This window comes from Paraburkholderia sp. USG1, assembly GCF_031570135.1.
Taxonomy (GTDB): Bacteria; Pseudomonadota; Gammaproteobacteria; order Burkholderiales; family Burkholderiaceae; genus Paraburkholderia; species Paraburkholderia dioscoreae.
On record NZ_JAMWXW010000003.1, the window covers coordinates 20,086 to 36,057 of the forward strand.

Genomic DNA, 15,972 nt, shown 5'->3' on the forward strand with positions numbered 1-15,972 from the left:
AAGTGAACCCGCAGGCGGACCTGCTTCGGGGCGTGTGTTGCAGACTATAGTGCGGCCGCCACCTTCTGACCATTGGGACTGCCGAGGCCCGTGCAGGCATCCCAGCCCGCCGATGCCGCGAAGCTGCCGTTATTGCCTTGCGTGATGTCGTTGCATACGCCCGGCGTCTTGTACAGCTTGGGGTTGATAAAACCGGCCGGCTGCCCTTTCACCGCATTGATGCGCGCGATCAGCGCGGCCCACAGCGGCGCGACCGCACTGGTGCCGCCGACCACCGTCTGCGTACCGTCGATCAATACGCTGTAACCGGTCACCGGAGACGCGTCGCCCGCGACGTCCGGCACGCCGCGTCCGCTGAGCGCCTTCTTGCCGCCGCCAGACGCCGTGGCGGACAAGCCCTTCTGCCACGCCGGCACGGAGAAGGCATGGCTCACCCCGCCGCCGGTCGCCCCGCCATCCGCGCCGTCGTTCCACACTGCCTCATGCGAGATCGAGGTGCCCGACGCGGTGAGGTTCGTGCCGCCGCAGGCCAATACATACGGGCTCGACGCCGGGAAGTCCACCTGGTCGCCGCCGCTCGCGCCGTCGCTCGAACCGCTGTCGCCCGACGCCGCGCACACTGTGACGCCGAGCGCCGCCGCAGACTGCAGCACGCCGTTGAAGGCCTGCAACGACTGGCTGGTCCAGTTCGACTCCGGTGCGCCCCAACTGATGGATATCACCGACGGCTTGTTGGTCGCATCGTGTACCGCGCGGCTCACCGCGTCGATGAAACCGGCGTCGCTGTTCTGCGTGAAATACACCGCGATCTTCGCGCCGGGCGCGATCGCGCCGACGATCTCGATATCGAGCGTGACCTCGCCGTCCGGCCCGTTCGGATCGCCGCTCGGCTGATTGCTGCCCTGATCGACGCCGACCGACTTCACCGTGGGCGACGCAACGCCGAGACTCGCGAAGTAGGACTTGAGATCGGCGGTGTTATACCCGCCGCCCAGTTCGATGATGCCGACGCACTCGCCGCCGCCGTCGCCCTGCGGAAAATGGTAGAGCGACGCGAGTTGCGGCGGAGTGAAGGAAACCTGACGACCCCGCGCCGGCTGGAACGGCGGCCGGATGCGAAAGTGCGGGTGTGCCTGCGGGCGGTTGTCGAGGCCCATCACGGCTTCCACCACGCCGTGCAGATCGTCCGGCACGCTGATCGCTCCGGTGCGGCCACGGAACTGGCCGGCCGTGTGATGTTCGTAATGCTCCAGCTTGACGGCGAACGCGTTCTGGAACTGGGCGATCGTGCCGCCCAGCACGACCGAGCGCGCGGCCGGATCCTCGCGCACCACCGTCAAGCCGTGTTCGGTGGCAAAGGCCTTGACCTTGGCGATGTCGTCCGGCGCGGCGCCGTAGTCTTTTGCGAGTGCCTCGCGCGAGATCGGCTTGACGCCCGGATCGCCGGTTTCGATCCTGCTCATCAGCGCGTCGAACTGCGCCTGCTGCTGACGGCGCAACATGACGAACACCTCGATCCGCTCCGCCGGATCGCATTGCCCCACGACTTTCGAACCCTGTTCCACGGTTCGTTCACTGCCTGGCAGCGGGTGCTTGTTGACCATGATGTCGACTCTCCAGTTAGCGTGACGGTACGCTCCACACAGTGGACCCAGCACGCCACGCGCCTGCACAACCTCATTGCCTGAAGCCGGCGGCAAGTTACTGTTTCAGGGACTGCGTCAAACCGTCCGACCAATCCATTCGAACACAGTTCCGGCGTGCGCGGCAGTTGTCCGGATGGCTAACGGCGAGTCGCATCCATACGGGTACTTCGCCGCTCGCGCTATGATGCTGCAGCGGCAATCCAGCCGTTACATTGCCTCGCGCGCCAGCCGCGCGCACGATCAAAGAATCAGAGGAAGCCCCATGTCAATTTCGATGTATCAAGCATCATTGCCCGTGATGATCCGCGGCCTGACGAACCTGCAGGTCATTCTGGGCAAGGCCGAAGCGCACGCCGCCGCGAAACAGATCGAGCCCTCGGTGTTCACCACCGGCCGGCTCGCGCCGGATATGCTGCCGCTGACGCGCCAGGTCTATATCGCGAGCGACACCGCGAAGGGCTGCGCCGCGCGTCTGGCCGGCGTCGAAGCGCCGAAGTACGAAGACGTCGAACAGACTTTCGAAGAACTGCATGCCCGCCTTCAAAAGACGATCGATTATCTGAAGGAATTCAAGCCGGCACAGATCGACGGCTCGGAAGAGCGCGAGATCACGCTGAAAATGCGCACGGGCCCGATCGAGTTCACGGGCCTGTCGTATCTGCTCGGTTTCGTGCTGCCGAACTTCTTTTTTCACATCACGACGGCGTACGACATTCTGCGTCACAACGGTGTGGAACTCGGCAAGCTCGACTATCTCGGCGGTATCAAGTAGGTATCAAGTAAAGCACGCGTCTGCATGACCTCGCGGCTTGTGCATATGCGGTATGAGCGTTGACGAGCCGCGCTTGCGTGAGGCGGCAAAAAAGGCGTGGGCCACGCCCCGGCAATTTCACATACGCGGCTGGAACGCAATGATCGCCATGCCGGCCAGCGTAAAGACGACACCTGCCGCGTCCCACAGCGTGGGCCGCACTTTGTCGACGCACCATAGCCAGACAATCGCCACCGCCACATACACACCGCCGTAAGCCGCATACACGCGGCCTGCGGCGGTGCCATGCAAGGTCAGCAACCAGGCGAACAACGCGAGGCTGAGCGCGCCCGGTACAAGCAGCCAGATCGGACCGTCCTCTTTCAGCCACCGCCACGGCAAATAGCAGCCGACAATTTCAGCAACGGCGGTCACGGCATAAAGCAGAAAAGTCTTCATTGATGGGTGCAGTAAGTGATGGTGATGCCACAGAGAATGCGCGGCACTCTATCGGCTTTATTAACACAATCACTTTGCGCGCGGGCATGGCGCATGCGAGAGTCTGCGGGTTCTCTCTTTAATTGCCCTTCGCCATGAGTATTGCGTCACCCTGCATCGACATCTGCAAGTTCGACAGCAAAACCGGTTTCTGCGTCGGCTGCCTGCGCACCCGCGACGAATGCAAAAGCTGGAAGAAGATGAAAGACAAACATCGCAGGAAAATCATCGAGGACCGCTCGCGGCGCGAGCATAAGCTGAGCCGGTGAGCGGCCTCGGCCCTCCCCGTGCAGCGACGATCCGCGTCAGGCCCGTCGCGCCATATCGGTCCAGCGAAAGTCAGTCCAGCGAAAGCCGCACGGCAAACCCGATCAGCGCCGCCGAGAAGGTCCAGCGCTGCAGCGTTTGCGCCAGCGGATGAGCCCGCATCCAGGTGGCGATGCGGGCGGCGCCGATCGCATACATCGCGTCGAAACACGCGCCTATGGCGAGCAACACGAGGCCGAGTTCGACCATCTGCAAAGCCACCGGCCCCGCCTCCGGACGCACGAACTGCGGCAGCAGCACCGAACAGAACAACAGCGCTTTCGGATTCAGCAAATTGGTCAGCAGACCTTTGACAAAAGCAGCCCGCAGCGGGCGCGACTCGCCGCTTGCAGTGGCGGCATCAGGCAGCGCGAACACCGGCGAACGAAAAATCTGGATGCCCACCCACGCGAGATAAACCGCGCCGCCATAGCGCACCACGTCGTATAGCCACGGTGCGCTGCGCAACAGCGCGGCCACTCCGCATGCCGACAGCGTCACGTGGGTTGCGCGCGCGAGACCGAGTCCCCCGGCAGCCGCGAAACCGCTGCGCGCGCCGCGTCCGATGCCGGTTTGCAGCAGCAGCGCCATGTCCGGTCCAGGCACGGCGTAGACGACAAAAAGCGCTGCGATATAGACGGCGAGCAGGTGTGCGGAAATCATCGAAGCCTCCTGTTTTTCAGGCCTCTATCTTGCTATCGCCGACGGAGAGTTTGTTGGCGATTTACCGGCCGGTCCGCTTTGAGTTTGGGGGAATACGCTAACATTCTGACTTACGCCTATCTTTTCCTCCAATCCGCCATCAGCATTGCCAACGCCATGACAACCGACCTCGATAAAACCGACCGCGCAATCCTCGCCGCGTTGCAGACGGACGGCCGCATGTCGAATGCGCGGCTGGCCGAAACGGTCGGCCTGAGCGAAACGCCGTGCGCGCGCCGTCTCAAGCGCCTCGAAAACGACGGCTATATCGACCAGTACCGCGCGATGCTGTCGCGCTCCGCGCTCGGCTTCGGCGTGGTGGCCTTCGTTTATGTACGCTTTGCCGTGCACGACCGCGCGGTGGCGACGCGCTTCGAGCGCGAGGTGCAGGCCATCCCGCGGATTCTGGCGTGTCACAACGTGTCGGGCAGCGCCGACTACATCCTGCAGGTGGTGGCACGCGACCTCGACGACTACGGCACGTTCATGCGCGACGAGATGCGCAGTCTGCCCGGCGTGACATCGGTGGAATCGGCGCTGTCGTTGCGAGAGGTAAAGGCCAACGGCGGCCTGCCGCTATCCTGAGCGCGGACGTGGCATAGTCACGCCTTTGAAACGGCGCGAGCCGACCAGACGAATTCGGAGTTTTTCATGGATCACGAACAGGCGCGAGCCGAAGAAACCGCCGCGATGGCGCGTGTACTGACCGCGACGCAGCGGGTGCAGTCGGCCTTCGCGTCGCTGCAGTCGCAATTTCCGCCGGCCGGAAGCGGCAACCCTTCGCAGTTCGCGTTGCAAACGTTCGACGCCGCGCTGCAGGAACTCGAAGATGCGCAAGCCGCATTTGACGAACTGCTTGGCGATCTGCTCGACGGCAATCGTTGAAAAGCCATCCAAAACGACGCCGCCTATGTTTCACCGCTGCATAAGCGCGTGTTTCGAAAACACGCCGTGGCGTCGTGGCCGTTGAAACCGTTGCTCGTGCCCGCGCCAGTCTCGGCCTACCCGCCAATCAGCCGGACGCCGCGCGGTTTCATACTTCAGCGCATGCCCTATCCGGAAGATCAAAACGGACGCGCCCCGCTCAATGCCCGTCCGTTTCGATCACCGGTTCGCAGAGAATCGGAAAGTTGACCGAGTTCGCGATATAGCACTTCTCGTGCGCAACATGATGCAGGTGCGCGGCGAGTTCGACATCGCCGCCCGCGCGAATGACAACATGCGGGCGCAGAACGATCTGTGAAAAACGGCCCTGCTTCGGATCGTCGAGCAGGGTGCCTTCGGCGTTGTCGCGATATGCGGTCACGGCGATGCCGGCATCCGCGCACAGATGCAGATACCAGAGTTGATGGCAGGCGCTGGCCGAGGCGACCAGCAGATCCTCCGGATTCCAACGCTTCGCGTCGCCGAGAAAGACCGCGTCCGATGAACCGGCAAGCTCGGGTTTGCTGCCTGCGGCAATCACATGATCGCGCCCGTAGTCGCGGTATCCCGAAGTGCCGCTTCCGCGATTGCCGGTCCACTGCACCGATACCTTGTATTCGTGCTCGCCATACGCCATGCCAACCTCCCTGTTTCGAACCGGATCAGCTTGCCTGAGGCGTGCATTTTATACGCCGCCATCATGCGATGGACGCGCGCATTTTTGCTGACTAATTCTGCGGCAACGCCTTGCCGGCGAGATTCGGCGCACGCGGGTCCGGGTTCATGTTCAGGCTGGTGCCGTTTGCCCTCATGTTACTGAGTGCGGGGCCGGTTCCCGCGCCGCCTACTCTTCCCACGGCCGGTGCCGGACTCGTGCCGAGGCCCGTTGCCGGCGCCCCGCTCATGTTGCCGATCCCGCTGGATTGCAGGCCACTCATGCCGCCGGCTCCCGCATTGCCTGGTCGGGCGACCAACTGCGCGTGCGCCGCCGCGGCGAAGCCGAGCATCAGTGCCGTCGCTACGATACCGCCCTTTACTGTCGTCATATTCCACTCCGTTACACCGTCGAATTGCGCGGCCGCGATCTCAACATTGCGGGCCACTCGAACAGTATGACGACGCCCGCCCCGCTTCGTTCAGCACCGAAAATCAGGGCTCGACGACCGCGGCGCGATACCTCCGGCGATTCGCTGAGCGCTTCGCGAATCCGCGGCCGGTTTCACCACATGCCGGTTTCCAAAAAGGAATAAGACGGCTGCCGTGCGCGTTATGATCAATCGTTACGCCAGAAGCGGCCGATCGCGCACGATGGAGCACGTCTACGTTCACCTCCTGCATCTGCTGGCCGGCCACCCGGGCTGGACACTCACGGTCATTTTCCTTGCGGCCTTTCTGGAGGCCATCGCCGTTATCGGCACCTTCATTCCGGGCAGCACCGCGATGTTCCTTGCCGGCGCGCTGACCGGCACCGGCTCGCTCAGCCTCGGCTGGGTATTCGTGTGGGCAATCGCGGGGGCAATCGCCGGCGACGGCATGAGCTTCTGGCTCGGCAGCCGCTACAAGCACCGGATCATCCAGTTCTGGCCGTTCTGCAAACATCCCGAAGTGCTCGAAGCAGGCCACCGCTTCTTCCGCAAACATGGCGCCAAGAGCGTCGTTCTGGCGCGCTTCATCGGTCCGTTGCGGGCCATCGTGCCGGTGGTGGCGGGTATGCTCGGCATGCCGCCGCTGCGTTTCTACGGCATGAACGTGCTGTCGGCGCTGATCTGGGCGCCCGCCCATATCCTGCCGGGCATGATATTCGGCGCCTCGGTGTTGCTGGCGGGCGCGGTGTCGTTCCGGCTCGTCGTCATCATCGCGCTGCTGGTGGGCATTGTCTGGTTGAGTTTTCGCGCCGCGCGGGTTCTGCTCTCGCACGCCAATGCGTGGTCGAGCGCCGCCGGCCGCCAAGTGGGAAGCTGGGCCTGCCGCCACCCTGGGCCGTTCGGCCGTTTCGCGCGCAAGATGCTCGACCCGCAGACGCCGGACGCCAGCAGCATCCTGCTGACGTCGCTGGTCGTGCTCGTATCCGGCGCGCTGTTTTTCGGCGTACTCGACGACGTCATCAGCGGCGATCCGCTGACGCAAGTGGACCTCTCCGTCTATCACTTCCTGCGCTCGGTACGCACGCCCTGGAGCGATACGGTTCTCGCGGGTCTGTCGACGCTCGGCAGCAACATGACGCTCATGGCGCTGATCGTGACGGTCGTCGTGTGGATGCTGCTCGAACGGCGCTGGCGCACCATCGGTTACTGGCTCGCCGCGGTCGTGTTCTCCCAATTGCTGATCTTCGTGCTGCAATTCGCGATGCACCGCGCGCCGCCTAACGAGCTGATGGTCGGCGCCTATGTGTTTCCAAGCAATCACGTCGCCGCGACCGTCATCGTGTACGGCTTCCTCGCGTTCCTGCTGGCGCGCCGGGTCGGCATGCTCGAAGGTGTGCTGGTGGCGGCCGCGAGCACGATCGTGGTGATCGTGGTCGCGCTCGCGGGACTGTACTTCGGCAGGTACTGGGTGTCCGATGCGATCGGCGGCGCCGCGCTCGCGTACATCTGGGTGGCGATCGTTGCGTTGACAGCCATCTGGCGGCACCCGGAGGCGCCGCCCGAGCGCACGTTCATGCCCGTGGTGGTGCTGCTGGTCATGCTGGTCAGTGTGGGCGTGCAACTCGCCGTCGCCATGCCCGCGCCGCTGCCGGATACCGCGCTGCGCCCACCGCCCGTGCTGGTCACGCAGGCGCAATGGACGCTCTCCACGTGGAAGCGTCTGCCCTGCTACCGCTCGGATATGGGCGGCGACCGCAAGGAGCCGCTCACGCTGCAGTGGGCGTCGAACCTCGATTCGATCCGCGGCCAGTTGCGCGCTCAGGGCTGGGTCGAGGGAACGGACGTATCGGCGCACAGCCTGCTCTCGCTCGCCTCGCCCAACGTCGCGGCGGTGTCGCTGCCGGTGTTGCCGAAGCTGAACAACGGCGTGCCGTCGTCGCTGGTCTTCATGCGTCCGGGCAGCACACGCGATGAGCGCGACGTGCTGCGCTTCTGGCCCAGCGGTTACGCGGTGGAGACAGGCACCTCCACCCAACCGCTGTGGGTGGGCGCTTTCGCGCGCGAACGGCTGTCCCGGGCATCGTGGCCGATCAACATTCTGCGGGTCGACCGGGAGATGACCTCGTTCGATGCACACGCCAGATCCAGTGCCGGCCTCGACGCGGCGATCGTCGCCCGGGTGAGTTGCCACGGTGTGCCGGTGTCGCTGCTTGCCTCGCCGGTGGAGTGAGCGCATTCGCTGTTACGACGAAGAAATCGCTCTGCGCTCAATCAGTTAGCCCGCTTGGCCAGGACTTGTCCACAAGGATATGAACAATTTCTGTGGATAAGCCGAGCCGGCGCGGCGGGCATTTATCAATCCGGACCGGGCCGCTGCGCGGATCACCGTATGCGCCGCCACGCCGACCCACTTCGATATTTCCGCTTGACTCGCGCCCAAAATTTAAGCACAATCTTTCCACTGTAAACATATTGACGTTTTCACCTCACATGAACGCCTCCGTCTCCGCCTTTCGCGAAGCGCGCGCTCAGCATCCAACCCGAGGCGAAGATCTCACCACTCTGGAGTTCACAATGAATTTCTTGCTGACATTTGCCCCGTTCATCGCCTTTGCAGTGATTGAACGCGTTGCCGGTTCGCCGGCAGGACTGATTGCCGGTGCGCTCGTCGCCGCCGTACTGCTGCTGCGCGACTTCGTGAGCCCGACTCGCCACGTCAAGCTGCTGGAAGTCGGCACCGTTCTGCTATTCGGCGCGTTGGCCGTCTATGCGCTGACGAGCGACGTGCAATGGTCCATCGCCGCGGTGCGCCTGCGTGTCGACACGGGGCTCACGCTGATCGTTCTCGCCACGATCGCATTGCGCCAGCCATTCACGCTGCAATACGCACGCGAAACCGTCGATCGCGAGCATTGGAACAGCGCGCATTTCCTCCATGTCAACTACGTGATCAGTGCGGCATGGGCTGGCGCATTCGCCATCCTGGTACTGGCCGATATCGCAATGGCCTATGCGCCGGCGCCGCTCCATTCAACGGGCGTCATTGCATCAGTGATCGCGCTGATCGCCGCGATCAAATTCACATCGTGGTATCCGGCGCAATACACCGCCGGGCAGGCATAACGCCGGCATCGAATTCCCGCACAGAGGGCGGGAATTCCACCATCAAATGATTCCACTGGAAAGATTTTAATCTGCTAACACGCCTGGTTAAAAAACGTCATTCCAGGCAATGCGAACCAACAGACGGGCACACAGCACCAGTTTTCTCTAGAGTTGAAGGGTTGGCCATCAATCGTGTCGGTCGACTGTCGCGCTGATTCTCCGGCGCGAGCTCAACCTAAGGGAAATCAAATGAGAACTTCTATTCACGCCGAAGTATTGACCTATGCCGACGAGCAAATCAGCGTTGGCCACCTTCAAAATAGTGCCCCTTTGGCACTCAAACACACCATCAGCCCGGAAGAGATCCGGGATAATCTGCCCACCGGTCAAGGCGGAGTCGGGTTTTTATTTCACGCTACCGACTGGGATACGCTTTCGTTTTCATTTCATAATGTGAAGCATAGAAACGCGTCATTTGAAGAAGAGCTTTGGAGAACGAAGCCTTTCATTGCATCGCCGATCTATTCGGGATCCCAGATCATCGGGGCCAATATTGCCTGTCCGGTTCCTCTCGAGTTGTGGCTTGGAAGCCCGCGCGGCATCAAGCGATTCCGCGAAACGCAATTCTTCCCGGCCCTGGAGCTGGCAAGGCAGGCGGGTTTGAACATGGTGGCAATGGGCGCCTCCACGCCTTATGCGTGCAACTACGGGGCGCTGCCGCGCGACACCAGGCCGCCGCATATCACCACGGGCCATGCCGCCACCGCCGCCATGCTGAAAGACTGGGCCATGCACTGCTGCAATGAACTCGACCTCGAATTCGGCAAGACAAAACTGGCGTTATTCGGCGCCGCCGGCCGGCTCGGCACGACGGTGGCCAAATACGCGCTCTACAAGGACGCACCGCGCGAGCTCGTTCTGATCGATCTGCCGGACAAGGTGAACCTGCTCACGGAGCAAGCCAAAGAGTTGATGGCGTCGGATCTGCTCGGCAAAACCCGGGTTTCGGTACACACGTTCAGTCCGAACACCCCATTGCCGGACTTCGATGGCGCCATTCTGGCGAGCAGCACCAGCGTGCCCTACCTCACGGCGGCCGACCTCAGGCGCGCGCAGTTCTGGATCGACGACTCGCATCCCCGGGCCGCGAGCGTCGAGGCTGAACTCGCGTCGCGCGGTCATACGCTATATATTGAGTGCTTCGCCCGTGGCCCTGCCGGACTCAACACCACCTTCCCGTTCCGGCTGCCGACCACACGCGATTGCTACACCTGTTTCGCCGAAGGTTACTCCGCCTGGCAGGAAGGCATTGCGTCCGACTTCATCATCGGCAGTCCGCCCGTGTGGTCCGTCTCCTACACGCACAGTTTGCTGAAAAAGTACGGTTTTGCGGTCGGCCCATTTCATGGGAAAAACGGCTCGCCGATCACGCTGGATGCGCAACTTCGCGGCAAGCAGGAATTGATGAGTTCGTAGATGTCACTGGAGGCCCGATGGGAATGCCGCGCGAGAGCATGCGGGACGTGCTGGAACGAAGCCGGTTTGCAATACGTTGGGGCGGCGCACTGGGCCTCCTGTGCCACCCCATCTACTATGTAGTGTGGACCTATGTCCTGCCACAGCCTTACGACAACCTCGCCCTTCGATTGAGTGCGGCGCTCGTCTGCATTCCATTGATTTTCCAGGCGCATTGGCCAAAGCGGTTCAACCATTACCTGCTGATTTACTGGCATTGCTGCCTGATCTACGTATTGCCATTCGTTTGCACTTTCCTCGCGATCAGAAATTCATTCTCCACCATGTGGATGATGACCGAGGTCATGATGATTTTCATTCTGGCGCTGTGCATCGACAATCCGCTTTTACTGATGGGCTGCATCGGCATTGGCGTGTTTTCCGGCGCCCTGGCCGCGGTGCTCAGCTCCCCGGTTCCGATTGTCGTGACTGCGGCCGATCAGTCGAATCTGGCCTTGCTGCCGGTCGTCGTTCTGTGCAGCATGGCCTTCAGCCATGCGATCAGCAAAGGACGCATCTTCGTGGAAAAGAACCGCGCGTTGCAGGCGCTCGCGGGTTCGATCGCCCATGAAATGCGCAATCCGCTCAGCCAGTTGCGGTATGTGCTGGACCGCGTGGAAGAAGTACTGCCTTCGACAGGGGAGTCCAACCAGTCGCCGGCGTTGCCGCGCGAAGACGCCGCGGCGCTCTATCGACATCTCGCGCATGGGCAATTGTCGATCGAGCGCGGCCTGCGCATCATTGCCATGACGCTGGACGAGGTCAGTGCGAAACCCATTCGCCCGGATTGCCTGAGCTATCTGAGCGCGGCGGGCACCACGCGCAAGGCGCTGGAAGAATACGGCTTCGGCGACGAAAAAGAACGCGACAAGGTCAGGCTTGTGGTACGGGAAGACTTCACCTTCAAGGTGGATGAAACCGTCTATCTGTTCACCCTGTTCAACCTGATCAAGAACGCGCTGCATCACATCGCCACGCACCCGGCGGCCACGCTCACGCTGACGATCGAACAACAGTCGGTCGTGGTTCGCGACACCGGTCCCGGCATCGCGCCCGACATGCTACCGCACCTGTTCGAGCCCTTCCGGACGACGGGCAATTCGGCTGGGACAGGGCTGGGACTCGCCTACTGCCAGCGTGCGATGCACGCCTTCGGCGGCAGCATCACCTGCCGCTCGGAACTCGCGACATTCACGGAATTCACGCTGCAATTTCCCGTGGTTCCGAAGAGCGAAATCGCGGACTACGAGCGTCGTATCCTGGAACACGCCGCGCCCTTCTTCAAGGGCAAACGCATTCTCATCGTGGACGACGACGCCGGTCAGCGCGCGCGAGCCTCCCGTGCATTGGCGCAAGTGGGCGCGCACGTGAGCGAGGCGGAAAACGGCGCGATCGCGTTGACCGTGCTGCGCGAGTCGGTTCCCTACGACCTCGTGTTGATGGACATCAACATGCCGGTTCTGGACGGCTACAGGACCACCGAGAGAATTCGCGCCGGTCACGGCGATCCGAGCTGGAACGTGCTGATTGCCGCTTACACCGCGGAGCCCGGCACGGTGGTGCGGTTGCTCGCCCGGCGAGCCGGCATGGATGAAATCATCAGCAAATCCTGCAGCGTGCTCGAATTGATCACGTCTTTGCAGACGCTGTTCGAAAGCGGCAACCGGCACCATCTGAACCAGACATCCGACGCGTTCTCCGGCAAATCGATCCTGGTCGCGGACGACGACACGTACAGCCGACTGGTCGCCAAAGGCTATCTGGAGCGATGCGGCGCGAGCGTGGTCGAAGCCGAGCATGGGCAGGCTGTTCTTGCGCACCTGCAGGGCGACGGCGTGATCGACGCCATCATCATGGATATGAATATGCCGGGCATGGGCGGCGTGGAAACGACCGCGCTGATTCGTGCCCGCGCCGACTCGTATGCCACCGTGCCGATCATTGCCTTGACCAGCCAGTCGGACATCAAGGCAGTCCAGACGTGTCTCGCCGCGGGCATGAACGAAGTCATGATAAAACCCCTGCAAGGCGGCTCGCTCTATGCGTGCCTCGCGCGGCAGTTCGCACGGCAACGCGGCGGCATTGTTCCGGCGGAGACCGGTTCATTACCAGTGCCGGCGGCCACGCTGGCCGGCAAGCCTCCCGTCATGACGGAAAGCACGCTGCTCGACGAGAAGCACCTCGAAGAACTGGTGTCGCTCGATCTGCTCGACGAATCGTTCCTCAAAGGCATCGAGCAGATTCGCCTGCTGGTGACGCGGCTCGGCGCCAGTGTCGCGGCCGTCGATCTCGAATCGACGCAAGGCGCGCTGCACCTTCTGCTCGGCGTCAGCGGCAACATCGGCGCAAGAGCGCTGCATCAGTTCGTGCGGCAGATTTATGCGCGGCTGGTGGAAGACGAATGGCCCGCGGAAGCCGACTGGCTCACGCGCATCGGCACCTTGAGCGAGCGTTCGACCGACGCGCTGCAGGCGTATTTCGCTTCAGCCAGCGCACGCCGCGAACATCGCGATCTCCTGAGCGATGAATGGCCATGACGGCCATTCGATCTTATCGCGAGGCCAGTTGAGTGTCGGACGGCTCTTCGTCGCCCGCAGTGTGCACGCGGCCGTTGGAACCGGGAAAGCCCATCGTCACCGTGGTGCCCGCGCCGACCGTCGATTCGATCCGCAGGCATCCGCCGAAAGATTGCATGATGCGGTTGCAAAAGATCATGCCCATGCCGTGGCCGCCGGCGCCGGAGTAAGTGGTAACCGGATCCTGCAGCAGGCGCGCTCTTATCTCCGGCGCGATCCCCGGCCCATTGTCGCGAATGCGGATCTCGTGCTCGGGGAAAGCCGCGACCTCGAGGCGCAACGAAGGCGCGCTTCTGCCGTCGAGCGCGCGCAGTGCGTTGGACAGCAGCGAAGACAGCACGAGCGCCACGCAGTTGGGCATGGCATGCACGACGAAATCTCCTTCCACCTCGACCTTGATCCAGTCGCGCTGCAACGCGACGAACGGATATGTGTCGAGCAGCGTGGCGATCAAACGGGTGGCTCTGACCGCGCGCGTGGCGCCGCCCGACGCGGACTGCTGGCCGCCGCTCTTGTGCACCGTTGCCCAGAAAGACGAGATCAGCGTCAGGCAATACTGCGCGTTGTTCAGCATCGAGGTTGCCGCGAGGCCGATCTCCCGCTGGCGCTCCGGATCGTATTGCGCGGCCACGTCGTTCTCGACGGAGCGCGCGAACAGCGAGATGGTTGCGAGCGGCGTATTCAGTTCGTGGGCGAGGAAAGCCAGCGTTTCGTCCATTGCCAGCAGCCTCTGCTGACGCGTTTCCCGCTCCGTGTAGCGCGCGCTCGCCAGTTGCAGGGCCTCGCGCACCATGTCCGTTCGCAGCGGCTTTTCGAGGATGCGGAACACGTCGCCCGTATTGACCGTTTGCAGCAGCATGTCCTTGTCGGCGTAGGCGGTCACGAGAATGCGCACGATCTGCGGATATTCCAGCGCCACCTGGCGCAGCAGTTCGTCGCCATCGCCGCCCGGCATGCGAAAGTCCGTAACCAGTACCGCAATCTCCGCGCCGTGTTTGCCCAGCACGGTCATGGCCTCGTCCGCGCACTGGGCGACGTGCACGTTGTAATCGGCGTTCATGGCCCGCGCGAAGTGGTTGCGCGACATCTCGTCGTCGTCGACGAAGAGAATGGAAAACGGCGCCTGCATGGTGTCACTCATCGCATTCCCAGCGTGTCGAAAGTGATTGGAGCCCACTTCGCAGAAGATAAGAAACGGCTTGCCGAGGCAACCGCCGGACCGGTTGGAATCTGGAAGTATATGGTATCGCGCTAGCGGAAAAAGGGGGAAGCACCACCCGGCCTCAGCCACTTATCCAATATGAATCAACGCCGGCCAGGCATTCAGGCCCACGATTGTGTTGCGCGAGATTACGCCGTTACACCTCGGCACGGCGCGGCGGCCGGACCGGTCGGCCGTAACAAACCGAAACCCCCCTCCAGCCGATCTCGCGAGAATAAGCGCCAGAGTCGGATAGACTCTGCTACTGATTGTCTGGATTCCTGTCGCCGGCAACGGCGATGCCCCTCCTGGGAGTTCGCATGGCGCTCTTCAATAGCAATTGGCCCAGCCGTTCATGGACGACGCTCGCCGGACGCAACCGGGCTGGCGGGAGACCCTCATGAGCGAAGCGCCGTCAATCCCGGTCAAGCGTGGGCGGCGAGGCCGCGTCGTGCTGGCGGTCGTGGTGCTGGCGCTGATCGCGCTGGTGGCCTTCCGGCTGCTGCGCTCGAAGTCGCCCAAGCCCGGCGTGGCGCCCCAGGTCGTGACGGTCGCCGCCGCGACCACCGGACCCATGCCGGAAACGCTGAGCGAGTTGGGCACGGTGACGCCCGTCGCCACGGTGACGGTATTGCCGCAGTTGAGCGGCTATCTGACCGCCGTCGGCTACCGCGAAGGGCAGGACGTCCAGAAAGGGCAATTTCTCGCGCAAATCGACCCGCGCCAGTTTGAAATCAGCAAGCGCCAGGCCGAGGCGCAACTCGCCAGGGACAAGGCGGCGCTCGCCCAGGCCCGCGCCGATCTCGCGCGCTTTACGCAACTCAACGAACGCAAGTCGATCGCCGAGCAGACCTATGCGGATCAGCAGTTTCTCGTCCAGCAGGACGAAGCGGCGGTCAAGGCCGACGAAGCCAACGTCGCGCAATTCGAGCTCGATCTGATCTATTGCCACATCACCGCGCCGGTGTCGGGACGGGTCGGGCTGCGCCTCGTCGATCCGGGCAACTACGTCACCGCGTCGAGTCAGCCGGGCATTGCGGTCATCACGACGATGAAACCGACCACGGTCGAATTCACGGTGCCGCAAACCGCTCTCGGCAAAGTGCTTAGGCGCACCAACTCCGGCGCGCAACTGCCCGTCACGGTGTTCAGCAGCGACAATTCCCGGCAACTCGCGACCGGCACGCTGTACGCGATCAACAACCAGATGGCGACCGCGACCGGCACGGTCACGTTGCGCGCCACTTTCGCCAATGAGGACGAGGCGCTCTTCCCCAACGAGTTCGTCAATGTCAAGCTGCTGGTCGACACGCTGCAGAACGCGGTGCTGGTGCCGACTCCCGCGGTGCAGAGCGGCGCGCCCGGCGACTACGTCTATCTGGTCAACGCCGACAATACGGTGTCGGTGCGCAAGGTCACGCTGGGACCGGGCGACGGCCAGCATACGGTGATCACGTCGGGGCTCGCCGCCGGCAACGTGGTCGTCACCGACGGCATGGACCGCCTGAGCGACGGCGTGAAGATCAAGGCATCCGCGACCCGGCCGGCTGCGGGAGCGGCGGGCGCTTCTTCGGCTGCCGCGCCGCTGGCGCCGCCGCCCGAGCCCGCTGCCAGCCCCACGCGGGCGGCGTCCGCGCCCGGCGCGGCTTCCGTGGCTTCGTAG

Annotated in this window: 15 protein-coding genes; 9 read left to right on the forward strand and 6 right to left on the reverse strand. The window is 63.1% G+C overall.

Going from position 1 to position 15,972, the window contains the following annotated elements:
* Window positions 1-44: 44 nt before the first annotated feature.
* Window positions 45-1,604 (reverse strand): S53 family peptidase, encoded by a 1,560-nt coding sequence (locus NE850_RS04750; RefSeq protein WP_310698493.1) that lies wholly within the window; start codon window positions 1,602-1,604, stop codon window positions 45-47.
* A gap of 304 nt (window positions 1,605-1,908) precedes the next feature.
* On the opposite strand from NE850_RS04750, the gene NE850_RS04755 reads away from it, so the two are divergent.
* Complete coding sequence (locus tag NE850_RS04755; protein WP_007176820.1) at window positions 1,909-2,418, forward strand: DUF1993 family protein; 510 nt, start codon at window positions 1,909-1,911, stop codon at window positions 2,416-2,418.
* A gap of 117 nt (window positions 2,419-2,535) precedes the next feature.
* On the opposite strand, the gene NE850_RS04760 is transcribed toward NE850_RS04755, so the two are convergent.
* Complete coding sequence (locus tag NE850_RS04760; RefSeq protein ID WP_007176819.1) at window positions 2,536-2,856, reverse strand: YnfA family protein; 321 nt, start codon at window positions 2,854-2,856, stop codon at window positions 2,536-2,538.
* 134 nt (window positions 2,857-2,990) lie between these two features.
* Between NE850_RS04760 and NE850_RS04765 the strand changes: the two genes are divergently transcribed.
* Window positions 2,991-3,164: a DUF1289 domain-containing protein gene (locus NE850_RS04765; protein ID WP_035516551.1), complete on the forward strand. Its 174-nt coding sequence runs from the start codon at window positions 2,991-2,993 to the stop codon at window positions 3,162-3,164.
* Window positions 3,165-3,234: 70 nt separating this feature from the next.
* Here the strand turns inward: NE850_RS04765 and NE850_RS04770 are convergent, their stop codons facing one another.
* Window positions 3,235-3,864, reverse strand: coding sequence for a LysE family translocator (locus tag NE850_RS04770; RefSeq protein WP_007176817.1), 630 nt, complete (start codon window positions 3,862-3,864; stop codon window positions 3,235-3,237).
* Window positions 3,865-4,020: 156 nt separating this feature from the next.
* On the opposite strand from NE850_RS04770, the gene NE850_RS04775 reads away from it, so the two are divergent.
* Together NE850_RS04775 and NE850_RS04780 are read left to right on the forward strand one after the other, a co-directional pair.
* Complete coding sequence (locus NE850_RS04775; protein WP_035517123.1) at window positions 4,021-4,488, forward strand: Lrp/AsnC family transcriptional regulator; 468 nt, start codon at window positions 4,021-4,023, stop codon at window positions 4,486-4,488.
* A 66-nt stretch (window positions 4,489-4,554) separates the two neighbouring features.
* Window positions 4,555-4,788, forward strand: coding sequence for a hypothetical protein (locus NE850_RS04780; protein WP_007176815.1), 234 nt, complete (start codon window positions 4,555-4,557; stop codon window positions 4,786-4,788).
* A 199-nt stretch (window positions 4,789-4,987) separates the two neighbouring features.
* Here the strand turns inward: NE850_RS04780 and NE850_RS04785 are convergent, their stop codons facing one another.
* Together NE850_RS04785 and NE850_RS04790 are read right to left on the reverse strand one after the other, a co-directional pair.
* A complete protein-coding gene (locus NE850_RS04785) occupies window positions 4,988-5,464 on the reverse strand; it encodes an OsmC family protein (RefSeq protein WP_007176814.1) in 477 nt (158 codons plus the stop codon).
* A gap of 91 nt (window positions 5,465-5,555) precedes the next feature.
* Window positions 5,556-5,873, reverse strand: a complete 318-nt coding sequence (locus tag NE850_RS04790) for a hypothetical protein (protein WP_007176813.1) — start codon at window positions 5,871-5,873, stop codon at window positions 5,556-5,558.
* A gap of 262 nt (window positions 5,874-6,135) precedes the next feature.
* Here NE850_RS04790 and NE850_RS04795 point away from each other — a divergent pair, with 262 nt between their 5' ends.
* From NE850_RS04795 to NE850_RS04810, 4 genes are all read left to right on the forward strand, one after another.
* A complete protein-coding gene (locus NE850_RS04795; protein ID WP_310698494.1) occupies window positions 6,136-8,142 on the forward strand; it encodes a VTT domain-containing protein in 2,007 nt (668 codons plus the stop codon).
* A gap of 344 nt (window positions 8,143-8,486) precedes the next feature.
* On the forward strand, window positions 8,487-9,035 hold the full coding sequence (locus NE850_RS04800) for a hypothetical protein (protein ID WP_007176811.1): 549 nt from the start codon (window positions 8,487-8,489) through the stop codon (window positions 9,033-9,035).
* Window positions 9,036-9,266: 231 nt separating this feature from the next.
* Entirely contained in the window at window positions 9,267-10,493 is a 1,227-nt protein-coding gene (locus NE850_RS04805) for a hypothetical protein (RefSeq protein WP_310698544.1), read from the forward strand.
* 17 nt (window positions 10,494-10,510) lie between these two features.
* Window positions 10,511-13,069, forward strand: a complete 2,559-nt coding sequence (locus tag NE850_RS04810) for a hybrid sensor histidine kinase/response regulator (RefSeq protein WP_007176809.1) — start codon at window positions 10,511-10,513, stop codon at window positions 13,067-13,069.
* A gap of 13 nt (window positions 13,070-13,082) precedes the next feature.
* On the opposite strand, the gene NE850_RS04815 is transcribed toward NE850_RS04810, so the two are convergent.
* Window positions 13,083-14,249: a hybrid sensor histidine kinase/response regulator gene (locus NE850_RS04815; RefSeq protein ID WP_165188129.1), complete on the reverse strand. Its 1,167-nt coding sequence runs from the start codon at window positions 14,247-14,249 to the stop codon at window positions 13,083-13,085.
* 460 nt (window positions 14,250-14,709) lie between these two features.
* On the opposite strand from NE850_RS04815, the gene NE850_RS04820 reads away from it, so the two are divergent.
* Window positions 14,710-15,972: an efflux RND transporter periplasmic adaptor subunit gene (locus NE850_RS04820; RefSeq protein ID WP_007176807.1), complete on the forward strand. Its 1,263-nt coding sequence runs from the start codon at window positions 14,710-14,712 to the stop codon at window positions 15,970-15,972.